This is a genomic window from Thermoleophilum album (genome assembly GCF_028867705.1).
Lineage (GTDB): Bacteria > Actinomycetota > Thermoleophilia > Solirubrobacterales > Thermoleophilaceae > Thermoleophilum.
The window spans coordinates 1,495,421-1,515,089 of the sequence record NZ_CP066171.1; the positions used below are offsets into that span (position 1 = coordinate 1,495,421).

Sequence of the window (19,669 nt, forward strand, 5' to 3'; positions counted from 1 at the left end):
GCGCAACATTTCGCGTTGCGCGCTAAGCTCGCGCTGTGCCTGTCGCCACACACGAAAAGGTGCGCGCTTTGGCCGACGACTTGCGCTCGCAGCGCAGGCTCGCCGAGCTGCTTGGCGTCAATCCGGCGCAGGTGAGCCGCTGGCTTCGCGGCCAGGGGATCGACGAGGTGAACGCGGCGCGCGTCGAGGTGCTTGAGCTCGTGATGAGCCAGCTGCTCCGCCTCTACCCGAGCGACCTGGCGTTGCGCTGGCTCGAGGGTGTCAACCCGCACCTCGGCGACCGTCGGCCAGTCGACTTGATCCGCCAGGGGCGCGCCGCCGAGGTGCTAGACGCGATCGCCGCCGAGCGCACGGGCGCTCTGGTTTAGGCGGGAGCCCGCGCGGTGCCCAAGGGCGACCTCTCGCTCCACCGTGTCGTGCCGGTAGATCCGCGCGCTCGTCGCGGTCAGCCTGGCCACCCGCTCTATGTGCCGCGCGAGCTGCAGGGAGCCGGACGCCACGACAACCCCGAGCTGTACGGCTGTTTGTATGCGGCGCTCGAAGCGACGACAGCGGTGGCCGAGACGCTCGCTCCGTTCCGCGGCACAGGGCGTTTCGATCCGCGGATGCTCGAGCGCGGTGGACGGCGGCTGGTTTTGTGCGAGCTCGCTCTCGACGCCCGGGCAGAGCTCCTCGATCTCGACGACCCGCGCACGCTGGTTGGCGAGCGGCTTCGCCCTTCGCAGGTGGCAACCGGGCGACGGGTCGTCACGCAGCGGATCGCCGGCGAGCTCTTCCGCCGCTACCCGAACGCCGCGGGCCTGCGTTGGTGGTCGACGATCGAGGCGTCGTGGACGTGTGTGACGCTGTTCGATCGGGCGCTCGCGCAGGTGCGCGTCGTTCGCCGCCTCCCGCTCGACCCCGATCTCGAAGTGGTGCGCGAGGCTTGCGACGCGCTTGCGCTCACCCGCTGAGGCGCACGGCCCTAGCCGCCCGCCGGCCGACATGCGCGCAGCACTACCCACCCGCCGCCTGACGCCCGCGCGACGCTGCTCGCTCGCCGCCGCCTCAGCGAAGATTGCGGCGATGCACCTGCTCTTTCTCGATGAGTCAGGAAAGCCCGACGAGAAGCGGTTCGCGCTGGGCGGAGTAGCTATCCGCGCCGACGAGTGGCGCGTAGTCCGCGACCGCCTCGTCCACGCCGCGAGCGCGGCCGGCTGGCCGCTCGAGCGCGAGCTCAAGTGGCACGGCATCCGCCGGGGTCTAGTGCCGGGAGCCGTGGCTGACGCTGTGTTCGCCGAGCTCGCCGCGGCACCGCTCACCTGCTTCGTCTGTGTTCTGCGCCCGCTTGCCGGTAGGCGCCTCCACCCAGAAATGTTCGCCACACCGGAAGACACGTACGCCACGGCGCTGATGCTTCTCGCCGAGCGCTTCCAACGCTTCTTAGCGCACAGCGGCAGCTACGGGCTGATAGTGCTCGACTCGCGCCGACCCGAGCTCGACGATCGCACCCGCCGCTTCTTCGAGCGTTTACGCGAGGAGGGCACCGAGTACTTGCAGTTCGATCGCCTCGTCGACTGTTTGATGTTCAGCCCCTCGCACTTTTCGACCGGTTTGCAGATCGCCGATCTCGTCGTCGGGGTGACGCTCGCGAGCCGCGACCGACTGGGCGATGCGAGCCGCTGGTGGCGCCAGCTCGAGCCCCGCTTCGCCCGCCATCCGGTGCGGGGGACGATCGAGGGAGTCGGGCTCAAGGAGTTCCCCGAACTGTCGCGTCCGTCGCGGGAGGCGCCGCGCAACTTGTTTCGCTGACGGTCTTGGCCACACGTGGAAGCCGCACCGCCCGCACCGCGCCGAACTTACCCCGCTCTGCCGCTGGTCGCGTCCCTACACTGCGCAGGGGACGATGGTCGCGGTGGCTTTCCTCGGCGACCCGCTGGCCGCGCTCGCGGCCGCAGTTGTGCTGTGGCTGGTTGTGGGTGCGCTGGTGGCGCTGGCGCTCGGGCGCGTGCTAACAGCGACGCGGGGACGGGACGAAGCGGCCACGAGCGATCTCGACGCGCGCCGCGAGGTCGAGTCGTCGCTCGCCGAGCTGTCGACTCCGCGACTAGGCTCGACACGAGCGGCAAGCAAACACGCAGAAGCCACGCCCACCGCTGTGGAGCGGCAGCGCTAGCGCTCGGCCAACGAGCGCGCACAGCGATCGGCGAGTGGCGCCGCCGCGCCCAGCACGCGGCCGGAACGGGGGGCGGGTCACGCGGCGCGGGATGCTGGGAGGGGACGTGCGGGTAGGCGTGCAGCGTGCTGCGTGGCGGCGGGCGCGCGCGGCGGTCGCGGTGCGCCTCGCCCAGCTCGCTGTGGGCGTCGCTCTCGACCAGCTTCTCGCCGATCCCTCGCGTGGGCATCCCGTGGCCGGGTTTGGCCGGCTCGCGAGCACGGTGGAGCGCCGCTGGTGGTCGCCGTCGCGCAGGCGGGGCGCCGTCGCGACAGCGCTGCTCGTCGCCGGCGCCGGGGGTGCGGCAGCAGCGATTGGCGCGACGGGCCGCTCGGCACTGTGGCGGATCGCAAGCGGCGGAGCGATCGTCTGGACTTGTCTCGGCAGCCGCAGTCTGCTGCGCGAGGCCGAGGCGATCGAGCGTGCGCTCGCCGCCGGCGATCTCGCCAGCGCGCGCGCCCGTCTGCCAGCATTGTGCGGTCGCGACCCCCACGAGCTCGACACGACGGGTATTGCGCGCGCGGTGATCGAGTCGCTGGCCGAGAACGCCAACGACGCCGCACTGTCGACGGCCGTGTGGACGCTCCTCGCCGGCCCACCTGGTGCGGCAGTGCACCGCGCCGCGAACACCCTCGATGGGATGTGGGGCCATCGCAACCGCCGTTACGAGCGGTTCGGTTGGGCGGCGGCGCGCCTCGACGACTTCCTCGGGTTCGCAGGGGCGCGCGTCGGTGTGCTGCTGGTCGCCGTTCAGGCACGGCGCTTCGGCAGTGCGCCGGCTGCTGTGTTGCGGGGCGTGCGTCGCGACGCTCGCCGCCACCCGAGCCCCAACGCCGGGCCGCTCAAGGCCGCGTTCGCGGCCGCGCTTGGCGTCCGGCTGGGCGGTCCGGTGAGCTACTTCGGCGCGCGCACGCCCAGGCCGTGGATCGGCGACGGGCGCGACCCGACGGTCGGCGACCTTGCACGTGCTCGTTCGCTGGCCGCGCGTTTGTGCTACGGGTGGACACCCGTGGCGCGCCGCTCGTGACCAGCGAGAGGTTGCGTTTGTCAGACAACCAGCTCGGGTAGCGACCTACTGAGCGTGACAGAGCCAGCGTGGTCTTTGCAGCACCGCCTCCTTTCCCCCTTTTTTCCCTGCGCTCGCTTGTTCGGTCGCGGCGAACGCCACGGCACGGGCACGGGTGTGGGGGCTCTACGCGTCGTCGGCAGAGGGCTCTCTTCGCACCGGCTTCTCACAACCGGGGCGTGTCTCGCACTTTTCGGCTTTGGCGTGTTCGCACCCGCCGCAAGCGCCCAGGAGAGCACCTCACATGTCGCCGGCGAGCTGGCCACTCAGGGTGAAAAGCGCGGCAAGCCCGGTTCGCGGGACGTCGTCTTCGCTCGGGCGGCGGAGACCAGCTGGATGCGCTCGCGCTCCTTAAAGCGGTTTGCACGGCGCCGCGTCCGCCCGGCCCCGCGCTCGGCGTTCGCCGCGATGCGACCGGGAACCGGCCCGACGCGCGACGTGGTCGTGCGAGGGAGACGCGCGCTTGCGCTCGCCGCACGCGTGCACGCTGCTAGCGCGGAAATGGTGCGCTACACCTACACCGACGCGCACGGCCACGAGTTCGGCATCCAAACATACCCCGGTGTTGCTCCGGAAGAGGCTCTGGACCGGGTCGCCAGCCTGCTCAGCACCGTTCCCCACAGCTGGGAGATTGAGCACCTTGAGGTGCTTGTTGTAAATCTGGCGGACATGCCCGCTTACTGCGGCTCTGAGATCGCACAAGCCTGCTACCTACCGCGCGATCCAGACCGGTCATTCGACGGATGGATGATCGTCGGCTGGGACGATCCGGAGCTACCCCACACCGTCGCCCACGAGTACGGCCACCACATGGACAACCGGCTTCTCAACATCGCCCATCTGTCGGTGGTGTGCAGCGATTGGTCTGGTGACGGATCGCGGCGCTGGTTCATCGCCCGCGAGTTAAGTGACGACATCTTTAGCGCAGGTTTTGATTGCATTGCTGGCTCGCCTTGGGAAACCCAACTCGCCGAGCTATATGCCGAGGATTTCGCGGTGCTCGCCGGTTCGAACGGTTGGGGGCGGATCACAGCTGTACCGCCGCCGAGCGGGGACGTGCTCTCCGAACTGAGCGACGACATCCATGATCCGCTGCTCCCGCGAACGTCGAAGGTTAGGGGTCGGCTCTCACGTCGCGGCTCGCGCAAAGTCCACCGTTTCCGTGTCCGGATGCCGACGTTTTTCGAGATCAGGCTGAACGGGCCGAAGCGGGCAGAGATGAGCATCGCGCTGTACGAGCCCGATTCCCGGAGACCGCTCGCCCGCACGCGTCGGCGGGGGTCGCGGGATTACCTGTTCGTGTTAGGACTGCTGCCTGGCACCTACCGCATCGAGGTGCGAGCTGGGCGCGCGGGCGGCACTTATCGGATGTCGGTCGGGCGCCTTTAAAAACGATAAAGCCGTTGCGCGGGCGCCGGTAGCGGCGGGTCCCTTGGTTATGCAGTAGCGGGCCGGCTGACGGGCGGGCAGCACGCCTTGTCGCCGTGCGCCGCCCTACCCTTCCCCCGTGCCCGCACCTGCGCTGCTCGTCCTCGGCACCACCTCCGACGCTGGCAAGACCACCGTTGTCGCCGGTCTTTGCCGGTGGCTGGCGCGTCAGGGGCTGCGCGTGGCGCCGTTTAAGGCGCAGAACATGGCGCTGAACTCGACTGTCGCCGCCGATGGTGGCGAGATCGCGCGCGCCCAGGCGATGCAGGCGGCGGCGTGCGGGGTTGAGCCCGAGACGGCGATGAACCCGATCCTGCTGAAGCCGTCGGGCCCCCGCCACAGCCAGGTGGTGGTGATGGGTAAGCCGCTCACCGATGCCGACGCACGCAGCTACCACAAGCTGAAGCCGAAGCTGATGCCGATCGTGCTCGAGGCGCTGGCCGATCTGCGCTCGCGCTATGACGTGGTGATCTGCGAGGGCGCGGGCAGCCCGGCCGAGGTGAACCTGCGCGAGCACGACATCGCGAACATGGGGCTTGCGCGCGCCGCCGACCTGCCGGCGATCCTGGTGGCGGATATCGACCGCGGCGGCGTGTTCGCGCAGATCGTCGGCACGCTCGAGGTGCTCGACCCGGCCGACCGCGAGCACATCAAGGGTTTCGTGATCAACAAGTTCCGCGGCGACCCCGAGGTCTTGCGCCCAGGGCTCGAGTGGCTCGAGCAGCGCACCGGCCGCCCGGTGCTCGGCGTGCTGCCCTATCTCGAGGGGCTGTGGCTCGACGCCGAGGATTCGCTAGCACTACCGGGCGCGGACGCGGTAGCGGGCGCAGTGGCGGCGCCGGCTTGGGGCGGAGCGGCCAACGAGGGCGCCGCGGCGGGCGAGGGCGCCGCACCGGGCGAGGGCGCCGCGGCCGGCAGCGGCGCCGACCGAGCGCCGGCGCTCGACATCGCCGTCGTGCGCCTGCGCTGGATCAGCAACTTCACCGATTTCGACCCGCTGCGCTTCGAGCCGGGCGTGCGCCTCTACTACACGCGCTCGCCGGCCGACATCGAGCGCGCCGATCTTGTGATCCTGCCGGGAACGAAGGCGACGGTCGGGGATCTCGAGCTGCTGCGGCGCGATGGGCTCGCCGACGCGCTGGTGCGCCGCGCCCACGCCGGGCGCCCGATCCTCGGGATCTGCGGCGGCTACCAGATGCTCGGCGAGCGGATCGTCGACGAGGTCGAATCGCAGCGGGGAACCGTGCCCGGCCTCGGTCTGCTGCCGGTAGAGACCGTGTTCGAGCGCGACAAGATCGTCCGCCGCCGCCGCGGCCACTCGCCGTTCTTTGGTGGCGCCCCGGCCGAGGGGTACGAGATCAGGCATGGGAGGCCGCGGCCAAGCGCGATCTGGGCTGCGGGCGAGCCACGCAACGCGCGCCTGGATCCGCCGGCGCACCGCGCCGCGAGCGAAAGCGCCGACATCCGCACCGCCCCCGCGACCACCACCGCGCCGCTACCCGTCTTCGTCTCACACGACGGCGAGCCCGACGGCTGCGCGGTCGGCGCGGTGGTCGGAACGTCGTGGCACGGGGTGCTCGAGGGGGATGAGGTGAGGGGGGTGGTTCTCGCATGGGCGTCTGCGCGCGACGGCCTTGGCTCGAGCGAACGCTTCTCCTCGTCTCAACGGTCCCGTTCTCGCCGACAGTTCAGCGCTCGGCGTGACCGGCAGCTCGATCTGCTAGCCGAAGCATCGGCGCAGGCGATCGATGCGGTGACTGTCGAATCGTTGCTTCGGAAGCAGGAAAGCTGCGGGGCTTGACGCTGCCCAACTCGGTGCGCCGGGACACTGCGGCATAAGCCTGAGGTGTACCTACTGCGACTCCCATACACACGGGTCGGTCGCACGCGCCCGCGGCCTTAGGTTTGGCTGGGCAGTGCCGAACCGAATACCCGTACCTCCTCGGTCACGCGTCCGAGTCCGTCCAACCCCAGAGCTAGGCTCCACGTCGCGTCGGTGATTGCGCGTGTCAGGAACGCCGGTCACCGTACGACGTGGATTAAGGCTGCGCGAGGTGGCGACGACGATGTAGCGCCTGCGCGAAACCACTCGACCCCGACCTTCTGAAAGACCCGAGGAGGAGGGCTCATGAACGGCTTGATGGAACTTAGCGAGCACCTCGAGGCTGGCGGAGCCGCCACGCTCAACTTGCCCGCTACCTATCCCGTGCAGCCTGGCGCCGTAGTCGCGCCCGCGCGGTATGAAGCACGGGGCGCCGCGACCTTTGTGTTCGAGACTCGCTTCGTCGACGGAGACTTCCGTCGCACCGTCCTCATCGATTCCAAACAGTCGCAGTCAAACCGCGCCGAGGAGGGGCTTCTACTCGCACGCCGTGTCGGTGGCCCCGCGCGTCTGATACCCACGATTCGCGTGAGGTATCCGCACCGCGAGCTGACTGACCTCGAGCTCCCGCACCGCGCCTTCGACGCGCACATCCGTTTCGCGACCCAGAACGGCGAGCCGGTTGTGAGGAAAGAGTGGTACCAGCGGTTGCGGGACTCCCAACACGATGATCTGTCCGCCGTGTTCACGACGTCCCCCACGTCGCTCGCCTTCGGAGCGTGGGACTCCTCCCGTCAGCAGCGACAGCTGCGGCTCCGCGGCCTATACGTATCAGAGCTTTTTGGCGTGGTCGACGACCGTCCGGATGCCGACCCGATCTCGAGGCGGTCGGGCGCTCGTCTCGACCCTCTGGGTCAAAACATCTACCTGACGCCCGAGGCAGCGCGAAGGCTCGCCCAAACGCAACAGGGCGAGATGTCTCCGAAGACGCTCGCTGACTTCGAGAGCAAGATCAAGAATCAGGAGAAAAAGAGCAAGACAAGCGAAGGTCAGGAACCGACCATCTCGGCGGCACCACTCGGTCTCGGCGGTATCCCGCCGGGCACCGAAACTCCCTTCGGCGTCTCTGTGCCCGAGGTTCGCCGGGTGCGCACCATCTCGCTCGCCGGCCTTCGGCGCTTGCGCTTCGGTGGCTCGCACGAAGACGACGTGAAGGCACGAACCGCACTGCTCGCGATGATCCTTCTCGGCGCTGCCTACGCCGATCAGAACCCCGAGATCCGCGCCTACTGCGACGTCGGCACCCCCCGCACGCGGGTGTTGCTGGACGACGAGGAAAGGGACGATCTCGACCTGTCGGTCGAAGCTTGCACCGAGTTCCTCGAGGGCGCGATCAGCGAGCTGCCCGAGCGCCTCGCCTGGCGGGGGCAGGAACAGGTCGTGGACGGCGATCCCGAGCTCGCTAAAGGGGCCGTCGAAGACAGCGGCACCGAATCGAGTGGCACGGAGTAGCAGCCGCGACGCGGCTTGGCGACCATGGGACAGGCGCCCGCACTGGTCATCGAAGTGCGGTTCCCGTTGGGCATCTATCAGGGAGCCGCGTTGGGCAGGATCGAGCTGCTGCCGTCACCGGCGCGGCTTTTCGAGGCGTTCGTGGCGGCAGCCGCAGCCGGGCCCTACGCAGTGAGCGCCCCCATCGATGTCAGCTCCGAGGAGGCTCGCCGACTTAAGGTTCCGAAGGGAGCTACCGTCCTCTCGCCGCGGGACGAAGACATCGCGGCCCTGCGATGGCTCGAGGAGCACGAGCCGCTCGGAGTGTCGTTGCCCGGAGCGGAACCTCGCCCTTGCCAGCCAGAGCGGGTCAACAGGTACCGAGTCAAAGCAGGCATCTCCAACGAACCGGACGACTTCGAGCCGCGCGTAGCCGTGCCAGGGGTGATCGAGTACGCGTGGCCTAGCGCCCCGCCCGAAGTCGAGCAGCGACTCGCCCTGCTGGCGCGCGAAATCACCCATGTCGGGCGGGCCGACTCGATCGCGATCGTGACGGTGCGATCCGGCTCTTTCGACCCGGCATCGCCGAACGCCCTCGCCCTGCACACCACGCGCGGGCGCGGGACCATCGTCCGCGTCCCCCAACAGGGTCGGCTCGACAATCTCCTGCTCAACCACATTCGTCTGACCTGCGTTGCGGGAAAACACGGCAAGGAGTCAAAATCGAGACCGGCGGACCGCGTGACATCCCCGCTGTTGACCGGAACCGGCGAGCGGCGCCTTGCCCCTCTGCGGGGAGCCGCCCGTTGGCCCTACGACGAGGTTCTCGCGCTACCCCTCAAGCTGAGCCCGCAGCACTGGGTGTTGCGACGCGAGTACCGAGTGCCCTTCGCAGCGGCGATCCACAAGGCGATCGTGCGGAGGATCGGAAGCGCGGTACCCGAGTTCGTCCGCGGCAAGGAGGGCGAGAACCCGCTGCGGGGCCCTGGTCACCTGGCCATCCAGCCGCTACGCCGCAGGGACCAAGCGCTGGTGGCATTAGCTATACCCGCACACGTTTCCGACGCCGACCGCGCCGTGCTGCTCGAAGCGCTCGAAGATGGGCTCGTCGTCGCGTTCGCCAAACGCAAGATCGTCCTCGATCCTCCCGTTCGCGAAAGCGCTCTGCCCTTCTGGAGCACTCGCGACGCCTGGATGCAGAGCAGCGTCCCCGTCGTTCTCGACGCGCCCGGTTATCCGCGCAAATTCCCGTGGACTCTCGAGGACGCGACGCTGTGCTCGATCGGTTATGCGATGCGGGGCGTGCTCGAGCGACGAGACACCGAGCCAAGCTCAGATGTCCCTCAACTCGAGTGGGGTACCGGATGGGAGTTCCGGCGCAAGCTGGTCGACCATCTGCGCGAGCACTGCGGCGTGCGAGCACGAGTCAAGCGAGTCTTGAAATCGCCTGCGCCTTACTTCTACAAGGCGCGCGAAGGTGAGCTGATCGTCGCTGTCAACTGCGTCGTCGACCTCGGGGCTCTCGCGCCCGAGCCGGGCGGGTTCCTAGCGCTCGGCAAGGCGCGGCACGTGGGCGGCGGACTCCTCGAACCTAACGGGAGCGCGACGTGAGCGACATCGCCACGCCCAGCGGATTTAGGGAACGCTTCGCTCGTTTCTTCCGGGCCTTCAACGGCTCGGATCCCTACCCCTGGCAGACGCGGCTCGCCGAACACATCGCGAGCTGCGGGCGCTGGCCGAGCGAGATAGTCGCCCCCACGGGTGCGGGCAAGTCGAGCGTCGTCGACGTGCACGTCTTCCTCAACGCGGAGTACCTCGCGGGCCGGCTCGAACGACGCCCACCGCGCCGCCTGGTTCTCGTCTCGCCGCGCCGAGTGCTGGGTCGACGACCAGTACGAGCGGGCGATGAGACTCGCTGCCGCGCTCACCGACGCGCTCGAGACGCAAAGGGACGGACCGCTCCGCGAGGTCGCACTTGCCCTGCAGCAGGGGGTGTCCGCACGTGCCCCGGCCATGGAAGGACCCCTGCTCGTCTGGCGGCTCAGAGGCGGGATCGACAGCGAGAACGGCTGGCGGCTCGACCCGTCGGTGTGCCAGGTGATAGCGGCAACTCCGCTGATGTGGGGCTCGCGCCTGCTCTTCCGTGGCTTCGGCACGAGCGCCCGGGCACGCAACTGGGAGACCGGGCTCATAGCCCACGACGCCGTCGCGGTCATCGACGAGGCCCACCTCCACACGCGTCTAGTTGACTCGGCGCGGCTCGCCGCCCGCCAGGCGCGAACCCGCGCCGGCCTGCAAGTGACCGCCATGTCGGCCACACCCGCCCAGGCGATCGACCAGTCACCTCAGGAACACTCGGAAGCGATCACATACAGCGATGAGGACCTCGCGATCGAAGCCTTCCGACGGCGGGTCGACGCACGTAAGCCGGTGAAGGTAGTGGAGCTAGCGAAGGGAGAGAAGATCCCCGAAGCTGTCGCGCGCGAGGCGGCAAACCAACGATCCCGCTTGATGCAGCTGTTCGCCCAGCAAGGTGCGCCGGGCAGCGAAGGTAACGACGCCCAGCCCGGCGACAAGCCGCTGACCGTAGCGGTGTTCGTGAACACTGTGAACAACGCTCTCGGGGTCGCTTCGCTCTTGGAAAAAAGGGGCGATGGCGAGGTGGTCGTCGTATGCGGCCAAATGCGGCCCGCCGATGTCGATCGATTGCGAGAGGAGTACCCCGATTTGCTGACCCCGCGCGGCGACAAGCGCGTCGCCTACCTGGTTTCGACCCAGTCGCTCGAAGTGGGCGTCGACCTCGACGTCCCCGCGATGGTGTCGGTTCTCGCCTCCGCCCCCGCCCTCAGCCAGCGAGTCGGTCGGCTCAACCGCACCGGACGGTGGGACGACGTCGCCACTCTCGTCGTAGTCGTTCCGCCCGATCTCGAGAAGGCCAAAGACAACAAGATCGAGGGCGCCGGACCCTACGATCGCGACGAGCTGACCAAAGCGCGCGAATGGTTGTCGGACAAGCTCGGCGCACGCCACGGCACCGGTAACGCCAGCCCTCGCGCGATCGCCGAGTCCGGTCTCGCCTCGTATTCGAAGGCGCCCCGTGCGGATCTGCCACCGCTGACGCCAGTCGAACTCGACACCTGCGCGATGACGTCGATCGCGCTCAGCGCGGACCCCGATCCCGAGCTGTACGTATCCGAGCCGAGCGAATTTGAGCAGCCCGAGGTCTCGGTGGCGGCACGGAAAGACCTGGATCTAGAAACCGAGGTCGTTGCGAAAGCCCTCCGGGAGTGTCCGCCCCGCGATCACGAGATCGCCAACCTGCCGATCTGGGCGGCACAAGAGCTCGTCAAACGCCTCGGTGACAGCAAGAGCGTCGACCGAGTATGGATACTGCGACAGGAAGAGGGCTCGTTGCGTGCAGTCCCGCTCGACCTCCGCGCAAGCGACAACGACGGGGCGAACAGACAAGCACGCGACCCAAGCAGGTCGATCCGACCGGGTGACGTGGTGGTACTCCCTGCCGGAGCACCCGTGATGACCGGCCGGGTGCTAGGGCTCGGTCGCTCTTCGCGGCGGCCAGCCGGCGGGAAGATCGAGGACGTGCTCGAGCGCTCCCCCGAGGGACGGTCGCGCGACTGGATCGTGCGCGCCCCGGCGGGCGCGATGGCACCAATCGTCGAAGCCGATCCCGAGCTCGGAACGCGAGCCGCTCGACGAGCGCTCGCCCAGCACCTTCGAAGCGTGGATCAACTAGAGCTCGCGAAAGTCGTCGCAGAGCGCCCGCTCCGTGATCTCGCGATCACGTGGTGCGAGCCGCTGGAAGGTGAACACGGGCTGCTCGTGATCTCCGAGACCCGCAGGCGAGCGCCGATCGTCGTGAAAGCTCAGCGCCAGGATCCTGTTCTCGTCGACGCACACCAAAAGCGCGTCGCGCGGCGCCTGCAGGAGATCCTGGGCGCGTTGGCCCGCCAAGACTTCACGAGCGAAATCGTCGGAAACGACGTTGTCCTCGAAGGGGTCGGCGACGACATCGGGCACCTACACGACGCGCTGATCGCGGCGGCACGGCTTCACGACGAAGGCAAGCGACATCCCCGTTTCCAAGCGCGCATGGGCAATCCCGATCCAACGATCGCAGTGGCCAAAGCGCTCCCCGGCGCCCCCAACGATCGCGGCGACGGGTGGCGTCACGAACAGTTGAGCGCCGCGGTCGCGCGGGCGCACGGCCACAGCGCGCTAACGGTCGTCTTGATCGCTGCTCACCACGGCCGCGGACGACCGCTCTTCGATCGGCTAGCCGAGCAGTTGGTCGACGGGTGGGAAGGAATCCCCGCGGATGTCGTCGCTGCCGCCGAGCAGCTGTTCGGCCTTTCCGGCACGTACGAACTTGAGCGGGAGCGGTTGCAAAGGCAGCTCGGCGTGCACGGGCTCGCGTACCTCGAAGCTCTGCTCAGATGCGCCGACTCGCAGATCTCGCGCGAAGAGGTCGAAGCTCCCGAGGGGGTGAGCGCGTGACCTCAGTCGCGCACACCGCACTAGAGAGCACGGACGCGGTGACCGTGCTCAAGCCCCCTGTGAGCGGCATCTTTCTCGTCTCGCACCTCGCGGTTTTGGGCCTTGCGACGATTCTCGATGCCTACGGTGACGAGACCGTGCGGGTCGGGCACGAGAACGCATCACTCACATTCGAGCCTTATCTCGCCACGGCGCTGCCGAGGAGCGAGGTTCGGGCCGTCTTCGAGGCCGCTATCGAGGACATCGAAGCGGTTCTCGAACACGACCGAGAGGCAAAGTCGCGAGGGGAACGCAAACCGACGATACGTGCGCGCGACACCTACGGTGGCGACCCGGATCTGGCACGAGAGGCAGTCATCGTAAGGCACCGTCTCATACGAGGTTTGCTGGAACGGCACGGCCCAGGCGCGCACCTCGCGACGGCGCTCTGTGAAGGCCTTGGCACCCCGGTCACGTGGCTGCCTCAGGAACGGGGCACCAAGTTCGATCCGAGCGTCGGTGCCACGGCTTTCGATGGCGCAGTGATAAACAAGAGCACAGACCTCGTGCGCAAGGTTTTCCGCGAACTGCGCGTGAAAGCTCTCGCTGCGGACTTGTGGGAGAACGGTCGCAGCGAGCACGGGGCCGAGTCACCTTGGGCGCCGCCCAAGTCCCCCTCCGACGTAACCGCAGAGTTTTTGGCCGGGATCGGGCTCGCCGCTCTGCCCGTCGCCCAACGTTCGAGAGGCGTATCCCTCACCCCCGCCATCGTCCGGGCCGACGCGTCACGTCGGCCCGACGCTGCAGTGTTTCCGATACTGGGACGTCCTGCAACCTTCGCCCGCCTCCGTGCGCTTCTGATGAGTTCCGATCTTGCGGGGGTCGCACGGGAGTTGACCATTGGACTCAACGGTGAGAACCGCAGTCGGGAGAATCTTGCTGCGCGGAAGCGACTCCGTGCTCTGGGTGTCAGAGAACTCGTCCTTTTCCCAGTACGTAATTTGTCGACTAAGCAAATGGTGAAATTTTATTTCGAGACGGGGATCCGAGTTGACATTGGGTGAGCGCCGACACGCGGCTGCCGATCGCTCTCGTTGCACAGCATGCATACTGTCCGCGTTGCGCCTGGCTTGAGGCGCATGGCGACACGGTCGACGTGGCGCAGATCGCAGAAGGGAAAGAGGCGCACGTGGCCGTCGACGACCCGTCTACGGGCAGGTCGAAGCGCCTAACGTCGGTAGGTCTGCAGTCCGAACGCCTGGGAGTCACCGGCCGGTGCGACGTCGTCGAGATCGGCGATGGCGGCGCTGTGACCTTGGTCGAGCACAAGGCCACACCCGTTCGCCGCAAGCTTCCGGTCTCGCTGCGAACGCAAGTTCAGCTCGCCCTACAAGCGATGTGTCTCGAGGAAATGGGGTACGAGGTCGCGGGGGCCGAGATCTGGAACGCGACCCTCCGGCGTCGGGTCGAGGTGAGACTCGATAACGATCTGCGCGATCTCGCACTCGAACATCTCGAGGCATGCCGGGCGGTCGTGATGAGCCCCGAACCTCCGCCGCCGCTCGAAGACGATCCCCGGTGTTACCGCTGCAGCCACGTCTCCATTTGCCTGCCCGACGAGCATCTTGGTAGATCGCCGGCTCGGCGCATATCCGCCACCGACCCTGCAGGTCACGTTCTCCACCTCACCACCCCGGGGGCGAAGGCACGCTTCCGAGCTGGACGCATCGAGGTGTTCACACCCGAGGCGGACGATCCGCAGAGGGTTCCAATCGAACAAGTCATCGGGGTGGTCGCGCATGGCAACGCCGATATGTCGTCCGCCGTAATTCGCGAGGTTCTGACCCGCGGCTTTCCCATCGTGTGGTGCACATGGAACGGACGTGTGGTCGGCTGGGCGACACCCGCCGAGGGGCCGAACGGAGACGTGCGGCGATACCAGTACAGCGTCGACGACGAGCGCCGCACAGACGTGGCTCGACGGATCGTCAGTGCAAAGATCACAAATCAGGCTGCGTTTTTGCGACGCCACGCTGCTCCCGAGCGTGAAAGCCTTCTCTCTCTAGCGGAAGCTGCTAAGACCGCGCCGAGTGTCGACACCGCGCTCGGGATAGAGGGCCGCGCGGCCGTCATCTATTTCCAGGGTTTGTCGGCCGCGCTCAAGCAGCCTTGGGCGCGTTTCGAACGTCGCTCGGGACGCCCCGCTGGCGACGCAGGCAATGCGTGTTTGAATCTTCTCTACGCTCTTTTGCTGTCTGACGCTCTGCGAGCTGTCGCAGCCTGCGGTTTAGACCCGGCCGGAGGCGTGCTGCACTCGCCAGTCCGGAACAAACCAGCCCTGGCCCTGGATCTGATGGAGGAGTTCCGCCCGGTGATCGCTGATTCGGCCTTCGTATGGGCGGTCAACAACGGTGAACTACGCGAATCCGATTTCCGGTCGGACCTCGGTACTCCACGGTTGATCGATCGAGGACGCAAAGCGTTGATTTCTGCGTACGAGCGACGAGTAATGACCGAGTTCCGACATCCGCGGTTCGGCTATCGGGTGTCTTGGCGCCGTGCAATGGAGATTCAAGCTCGCCTCCTGCTTGCCTTCTTTCGGAGGGAGCTATCCACTTATCACCCGATCCTCCTGCGTTAGCACTATGAGCGAGTCCACGTTGCGTCTTCTCGTCGCCTACGACATCGCGGACGACCGGCGGCGTAACGAGGTCGCCGAGTTGCTGCAGCGGCACGGGGACCGAGTGCAGTACAGTGTCTTCATCGTCGACGGGAGACCCGCACAGTTCGTTCGGCTCGAACGGCAGCTGGCTCGCGCGATACACCCAAATGAAGACAGCGTCCTTCTCTGTCTCCTCGGGCCCACTCGCTCCGCGAGCACTAAGCGCATGCGCTTTCTCGGACTACGCCGACGCATCACAGGCGACGACACGGCGCTCGTCTTGTAGCCACGTGCGGGCTCCGGTATCACGAAAATCTCTGCGACCCTGCGCACCGCTAAACTACCTGCAAACCGTGCATTTCCGCACGGATCAGATCGCTCGGAGCTTGAAAACCCCTGTACCGGAGAACCCACCCTGCGCACAGCGTACGTTTTTACCTGCATTTTGCGCGGTTTTTCAGACCGCGGTCTCGCCTTCTGTATGAAGGCGAGTTCATAGAGGGCCACCCGAACCGTTCCGGCGCGTGCCACCCACCGTCTCGCCTTCTGTATGAAGGCGAGTTCATAGAGGGATCGAGGCAGCACGAAAGGGCACCAAGAGCGCCGTCTCGCCTTCTGTATGAAGGCGAGTTCATAGAGGGCGTGTCGACGCGCTCACCGTGGCGGTGACCGCGAGGTCTCGCCTTCTGTATGAAGGCGAGTTCATAGAGGGGATCCGATCGGGGCGACATACCCTTCGATCGCGCTGTCTCGCCTTCTGTATGAAGGCGAGTTCATAGAGGGGATCCGATCGGGGCGACATACCCTTCGATCGCGCTGTCTCGCCTTCTGTATGAAGGCGAGTTCATAGAGGGACCTCGTCCCCCTCGATCGACTCCACGAGGTCCACCAGTCTCGCCTTCTGTATGAAGGCGAGTTCATAGAGGGTCGGCCAGGCGCGACGCCCGGTCCGCGGAGCGCTGTCTCGCCTTCTGTATGAAGGCGAGTTCATAGAGGGGTTCCCGCAACGGTTCGCCGCCGGGTGGTTCCAAGTCTCGCCTTCTGTATGAAGGCGAGTTCATAGAGGGAAGGCCCGCGCCGTCCGCGATTGTCTCGCCCGCAAGTCTCGCCTTCTGTATGAAGGCGAGTTCATAGAGGGCTTGAGGTTGCGCGCCGCTACGGCGCGACGCTAGGCGGGTCTCGCCTTCTGTATGAAGGCGAGTTCATAGAGGGTTACAGCTCCCGGGGCGGGCGGACGCCGCTGCTGTGTCTCGCCTTCTGTATGAAGGCGAGTTCATAGAGGGGAAATCAAGATTGAGACCTTGCAGCAGATAGCGCGGTCTCGCCTTCTGTATGAAGGCGAGTTCATAGAGGGGCGCAGCCCCAAGCAGCTCCCGAAGCTCAAGCACCTGTCTCGCCTTCTGTATGAAGGCGAGTTCATAGAGGGACAGGTTGTGCGCGCCACAGCGTTCGAGGTGCCGCGGTCTCGCCTTCTGTATGAAGGCGAGTTCATAGAGGGATGGCGACAACAAAAGTAGGGCAAGACACATCAAGACGTCTCGCCTTCTGTATGAAGGCGAGTTCATAGAGGGGAAGCGACGGGTCGCGCCGCTCGATCATCTTGATCAGTCTCGCCTTCTGTATGAAGGCGAGTTCATAGAGGGGGTCTCGCCATCCCCCGTCTGCCACTGCAGCTCGAGTCTCGCCTTCTGTATGAAGGCGAGTTCATAGAGGGGCTCGGCGACCGCACCATGGAACGGACAAGGAGACCAGAGTCTCGCCTTCTGTATGAAGGCGAGTTCATAGAGGGTCTAGCAGATCGTCTGCCAGATCGCTGCCTGCTCGTCTCGCCTTCTGTATGAAGGCGAGTTCATAGAGGGAAAGGACCTCACGAGAGGCTATGAGAGCCGTTCTGGTCTCGCCTTCTGTATGAAGGCGAGTTCATAGAGGGACTGATATGAGACGTCGCGGCTACGCGCCACCAGCGTCTCGCCTTCTGTATGAAGGCGAGTTCATAGAGGGTTGTTCCTTCTCCTTTCGTTCGGTTCGGTACTGCTACGTCTCGCCTTCTGTATGAAGGCGAGTTCATAGAGGGGTACCTCGACGGGCGGCGCGCCATCGAGACGTCGCTGTCTCGCCTTCTGTATGAAGGCGAGTTCATAGAGGGTACGGGCCGCTGACGCCGGCCGAGGCGGCGATCGTCGAGTCTCGCCTTCTGTATGAAGGCGAGTTCATAGAGGGATCGCCAACATCGTGCGCGGCACCGATGCACAGCTGCGTCTCGCCTTCTGTATGAAGGCGAGTTCATAGAGGGCCTCCGCGCGATCGAGGCGAACGAGCGCCACGCAAGCCCGTCTCGCCTTCTGTATGAAGGCGAGTTCATAGAGGGCCGGAACACAGCGCGAAATGATCTACGCCGTCAGGGTCTCGCCTTCTGTATGAAGGCGAGTTCATAGAGGGATTGATGGTTTGCGTAACATCGTTCTCTTGTAACACGTCTCGCCTTCTGTATGAAGGCGAGTTCATAGAGGGTGCAGCTCGACGCGCCCCCAGGACAGCTCCCCCGCGAGTCTCGCCTTCTGTATGAAGGCGAGTTCATAGAGGGCAGCGGCGCAGCTCACCGGCAGACCCGAAACCGAGGTCTCGCCTTCTGTATGAAGGCGAGTTCATAGAGGGACCAGATACGCCCGCGCGAGGTAGTCCGTCGTCTCCCTGTCTCGCCTTCTGTATGAAGGCGAGTTCATAGAGGGAACCACACAGAACACCCCAGCCGAGCTGATCGAACGTCTCGCCTTCTATATGAAGGCGAGTTCATAGAGGGATTCGCCGGGTGCTAGTGGAAGTGCCATCTTCCTGTCTCGCCTTCTGTATGAAGGCGAGTTCATAGAGGGCGGCAGCGCTCCAGCAGCGGCGCGTCGCGCCGCTGGTCTCGCCTTCTGTATGAAGGCGAGTTCATAGAGGGGCGCAGGCGTATCTGGTCTGGGTGGCCGAGTGGGGCGGTCTCGCCTTCTGTATGAAGGCGAGTTCATAGAGGGATGTGTTGATGGCAAGCTCCTCGCCGCGCAAAAGGTCTCGCCTTCTGTATGAAGGCGAGTTCATAGAGGGTAGCACCCGGCGAATTTGGAGGTCTGCGTGTTCATGGGTCTCGCCTTCTGTATGAAGGCGAGTTCATAGAGGGCGGTTGGCGCGCAACCACCCACCAGTGGGCGCCGCGCGTCTCGCCTTCTGTATGAAGGCGAGTTCATAGAGGGCAGCCGCCCCCGCCGGACCCGCCGGCGCCGCCAGGTCTCGCCTTCTGTATGAAGGCGAGTTCATAGAGGGCAGCCGCCCCCGCCGGACCCGCCGGCGCCGCCAGGTCTCGCCTTCTGTATGAAGGCGAGTTCATAGAGGGTCGTAACCGATCCGCCGACAGCGGCGTCGGAATCAGGTCTCGCCTTCTGTATGAAGGCGAGTTCATAGAGGGCCGTTGCGTTCCACACCCGTAGCGTAGAACGCCACGTCTCGCCTTCTGTATGAAGGCGAGTTCATAGAGGGTCGTCGGGCCAGGTGCCCTCAGGTTCAGGCGGGTCGTGTCTCGCCTTCTGTATGAAGGCGAGTTCATAGAGGGATGACGGACTGCCGCGCGCGCCGAAGCCCGCACGGGTCTCGCCTTCTGTATGAAGGCGAGTTCATAGAGGGTCGTCGGTGACGTCCACGGGCCGCCCGCACACCGGGTCTCGCCTTCTGTATGAAGGCGAGTTCATAGAGGGCAGCTGTCAGCTTGACCGGCCCGCTCGCCGCTGCGTGTCTCGCCTTCTGTATGAAGGCGAGTTCATAGAGGGACCCAGTTCGACGGCGACCCCAACGAGTCCTGCCGCGTCTCGCCTTCTGTATGAAGGCGAGTTCATAGAGGGCCTCCTCACCCCCGAACTCCAGCGCATCATCGTTGTCTCGCCTTCTGTATGAAGGCGAGTTCATAGAGGGGTGCCGGTAGCGGCGCACAACAGACTCCACCTCGGTCTCGCCTTCTGTATGAAGGCGAGTTCATAGAGGGCCAAGGTAAGGGGAAGCTACAGGCGGAAGAACTGAGTCTCGCCTTCTGTATGAAGGCGAGTTCATAGAGGGTAAAGGGGGGGATGCGGTGAGTCGCGGCATCCTCGGAGTCTCGCCTTCTGTATGAAGGCGAGTTCATAGAGGGGCCGAACGGGAAGCGCTCACCAAGCGGCACCTGCAGTCTCGCCTTCTGTATGAAGGCGAGTTCATAGAGGGTCCGCCCACGCCCGCCAGTCGGTGTCGAGCAGCTGTCTCGCCTTCTGTATGAAGGCGAGTTCATAGAGGGACGCGCGCGAGCAAATGGGGCCGGAGGCCCTCGCGGTCTCGCCTTCTGTATGAAGGCGAGTTCATAGAGGGCGAAACGTCATGTAAGACCCCCCGACGTATCCGAGGGTCTCGCCTTCTGTATGAAGGCGAGTTCATAGAGGGTCCGCCCACGCCCGCCAGTCGGTGTCGAGCAGCTGTCTCGCCTTCTGTATGAAGGCGAGTTCATAGAGGCCC

The 19,669-nt window shown here is 65.9% G+C and carries 13 protein-coding genes and 1 CRISPR repeat array (1 of these 14 only partly in view); all 13 genes read left to right on the plus strand.

The annotated features are described in order from the left end of the window. The first annotated feature begins 35 nt into the window (after positions 1-35). The 13 genes from JDY09_RS07010 (at position 36) to cas2 (ending at position 15,443) form a co-directional block, all read left to right on the plus strand. A complete protein-coding gene (locus JDY09_RS07010; RefSeq protein WP_274716214.1) occupies positions 36-368 on the plus strand; it encodes an antitoxin Xre/MbcA/ParS toxin-binding domain-containing protein in 333 nt (110 codons plus the stop codon). Between the two features lie 15 nt (positions 369-383). After that, positions 384-953 carry an RES family NAD+ phosphorylase gene (locus tag JDY09_RS07015; protein ID WP_274716215.1) on the plus strand — a complete coding sequence of 190 codons (570 nt, stop codon included), beginning with the start codon at positions 384-386 and terminating at the stop codon, positions 951-953. Positions 954-1,065: 112 nt separating this feature from the next. Further along, complete coding sequence (locus tag JDY09_RS07020; protein ID WP_274716216.1) at positions 1,066-1,791, plus strand: DUF3800 domain-containing protein; 726 nt, start codon at positions 1,066-1,068, stop codon at positions 1,789-1,791. 103 nt (positions 1,792-1,894) lie between these two features. Next, positions 1,895-2,155 carry a hypothetical protein gene (locus JDY09_RS07025; protein ID WP_274716217.1) on the plus strand — a complete coding sequence of 87 codons (261 nt, stop codon included), beginning with the start codon at positions 1,895-1,897 and terminating at the stop codon, positions 2,153-2,155. A gap of 106 nt (positions 2,156-2,261) precedes the next feature. Next, positions 2,262-3,221 (plus strand): CobD/CbiB family cobalamin biosynthesis protein, encoded by a 960-nt coding sequence (locus tag JDY09_RS07030; protein ID WP_274716218.1) that lies wholly within the window; start codon positions 2,262-2,264, stop codon positions 3,219-3,221. 540 nt (positions 3,222-3,761) lie between these two features. Next, positions 3,762-4,649 (plus strand): hypothetical protein, encoded by an 888-nt coding sequence (locus JDY09_RS07035; protein ID WP_274716219.1) that lies wholly within the window; start codon positions 3,762-3,764, stop codon positions 4,647-4,649. Between the two features lie 118 nt (positions 4,650-4,767). After that, the gene (locus JDY09_RS07040) at positions 4,768-6,489 is read left to right on the plus strand and encodes a cobyric acid synthase (RefSeq protein WP_274716220.1); all 1,722 of its coding nucleotides are present in this window, start codon (positions 4,768-4,770) and stop codon (positions 6,487-6,489) included. 327 nt (positions 6,490-6,816) lie between these two features. Next, the gene (cas7g, locus tag JDY09_RS07045; protein ID WP_274716221.1) at positions 6,817-8,022 is read left to right on the plus strand and encodes a type I-G CRISPR-associated RAMP protein Csb1/Cas7g; all 1,206 of its coding nucleotides are present in this window, start codon (positions 6,817-6,819) and stop codon (positions 8,020-8,022) included. Between the two features lie 24 nt (positions 8,023-8,046). After that, positions 8,047-9,612 carry a type I-G CRISPR-associated protein Csb2 gene (gene csb2 / locus JDY09_RS07050; RefSeq protein WP_274716222.1) on the plus strand — a complete coding sequence of 522 codons (1,566 nt, stop codon included), beginning with the start codon at positions 8,047-8,049 and terminating at the stop codon, positions 9,610-9,612. A 150-nt stretch (positions 9,613-9,762) separates the two neighbouring features. After that, positions 9,763-12,516, plus strand: a complete 2,754-nt coding sequence (gene cas3g, locus JDY09_RS07055) for a type I-G CRISPR-associated helicase/endonuclease Cas3g (RefSeq protein ID WP_428837442.1) — start codon at positions 9,763-9,765, stop codon at positions 12,514-12,516. 38 nt (positions 12,517-12,554) lie between these two features. After that, positions 12,555-13,559: a hypothetical protein gene (locus JDY09_RS07060; protein ID WP_274716224.1), complete on the plus strand. Its 1,005-nt coding sequence runs from the start codon at positions 12,555-12,557 to the stop codon at positions 13,557-13,559. Beyond that, positions 13,556-15,136: a CRISPR-associated endonuclease Cas1 gene (gene cas1 / locus JDY09_RS07065; RefSeq protein WP_274716225.1), complete on the plus strand. Its 1,581-nt coding sequence runs from the start codon at positions 13,556-13,558 to the stop codon at positions 15,134-15,136. Before JDY09_RS07060 ends, cas1 begins: the two co-directional genes overlap by 4 nt. Positions 15,137-15,140: 4 nt before the next feature. After that, positions 15,141-15,443: a CRISPR-associated endonuclease Cas2 gene (gene cas2, locus JDY09_RS07070; RefSeq protein WP_274716226.1), complete on the plus strand. Its 303-nt coding sequence runs from the start codon at positions 15,141-15,143 to the stop codon at positions 15,441-15,443. A 181-nt stretch (positions 15,444-15,624) separates the two neighbouring features. Beyond that, positions 15,625-19,669: a CRISPR direct-repeat array (repeat unit 36 nt; unit sequence GTCTCGCCTTCTGTATGAAGGCGAGTTCATAGAGGG); it runs 422 nt beyond the window's last position.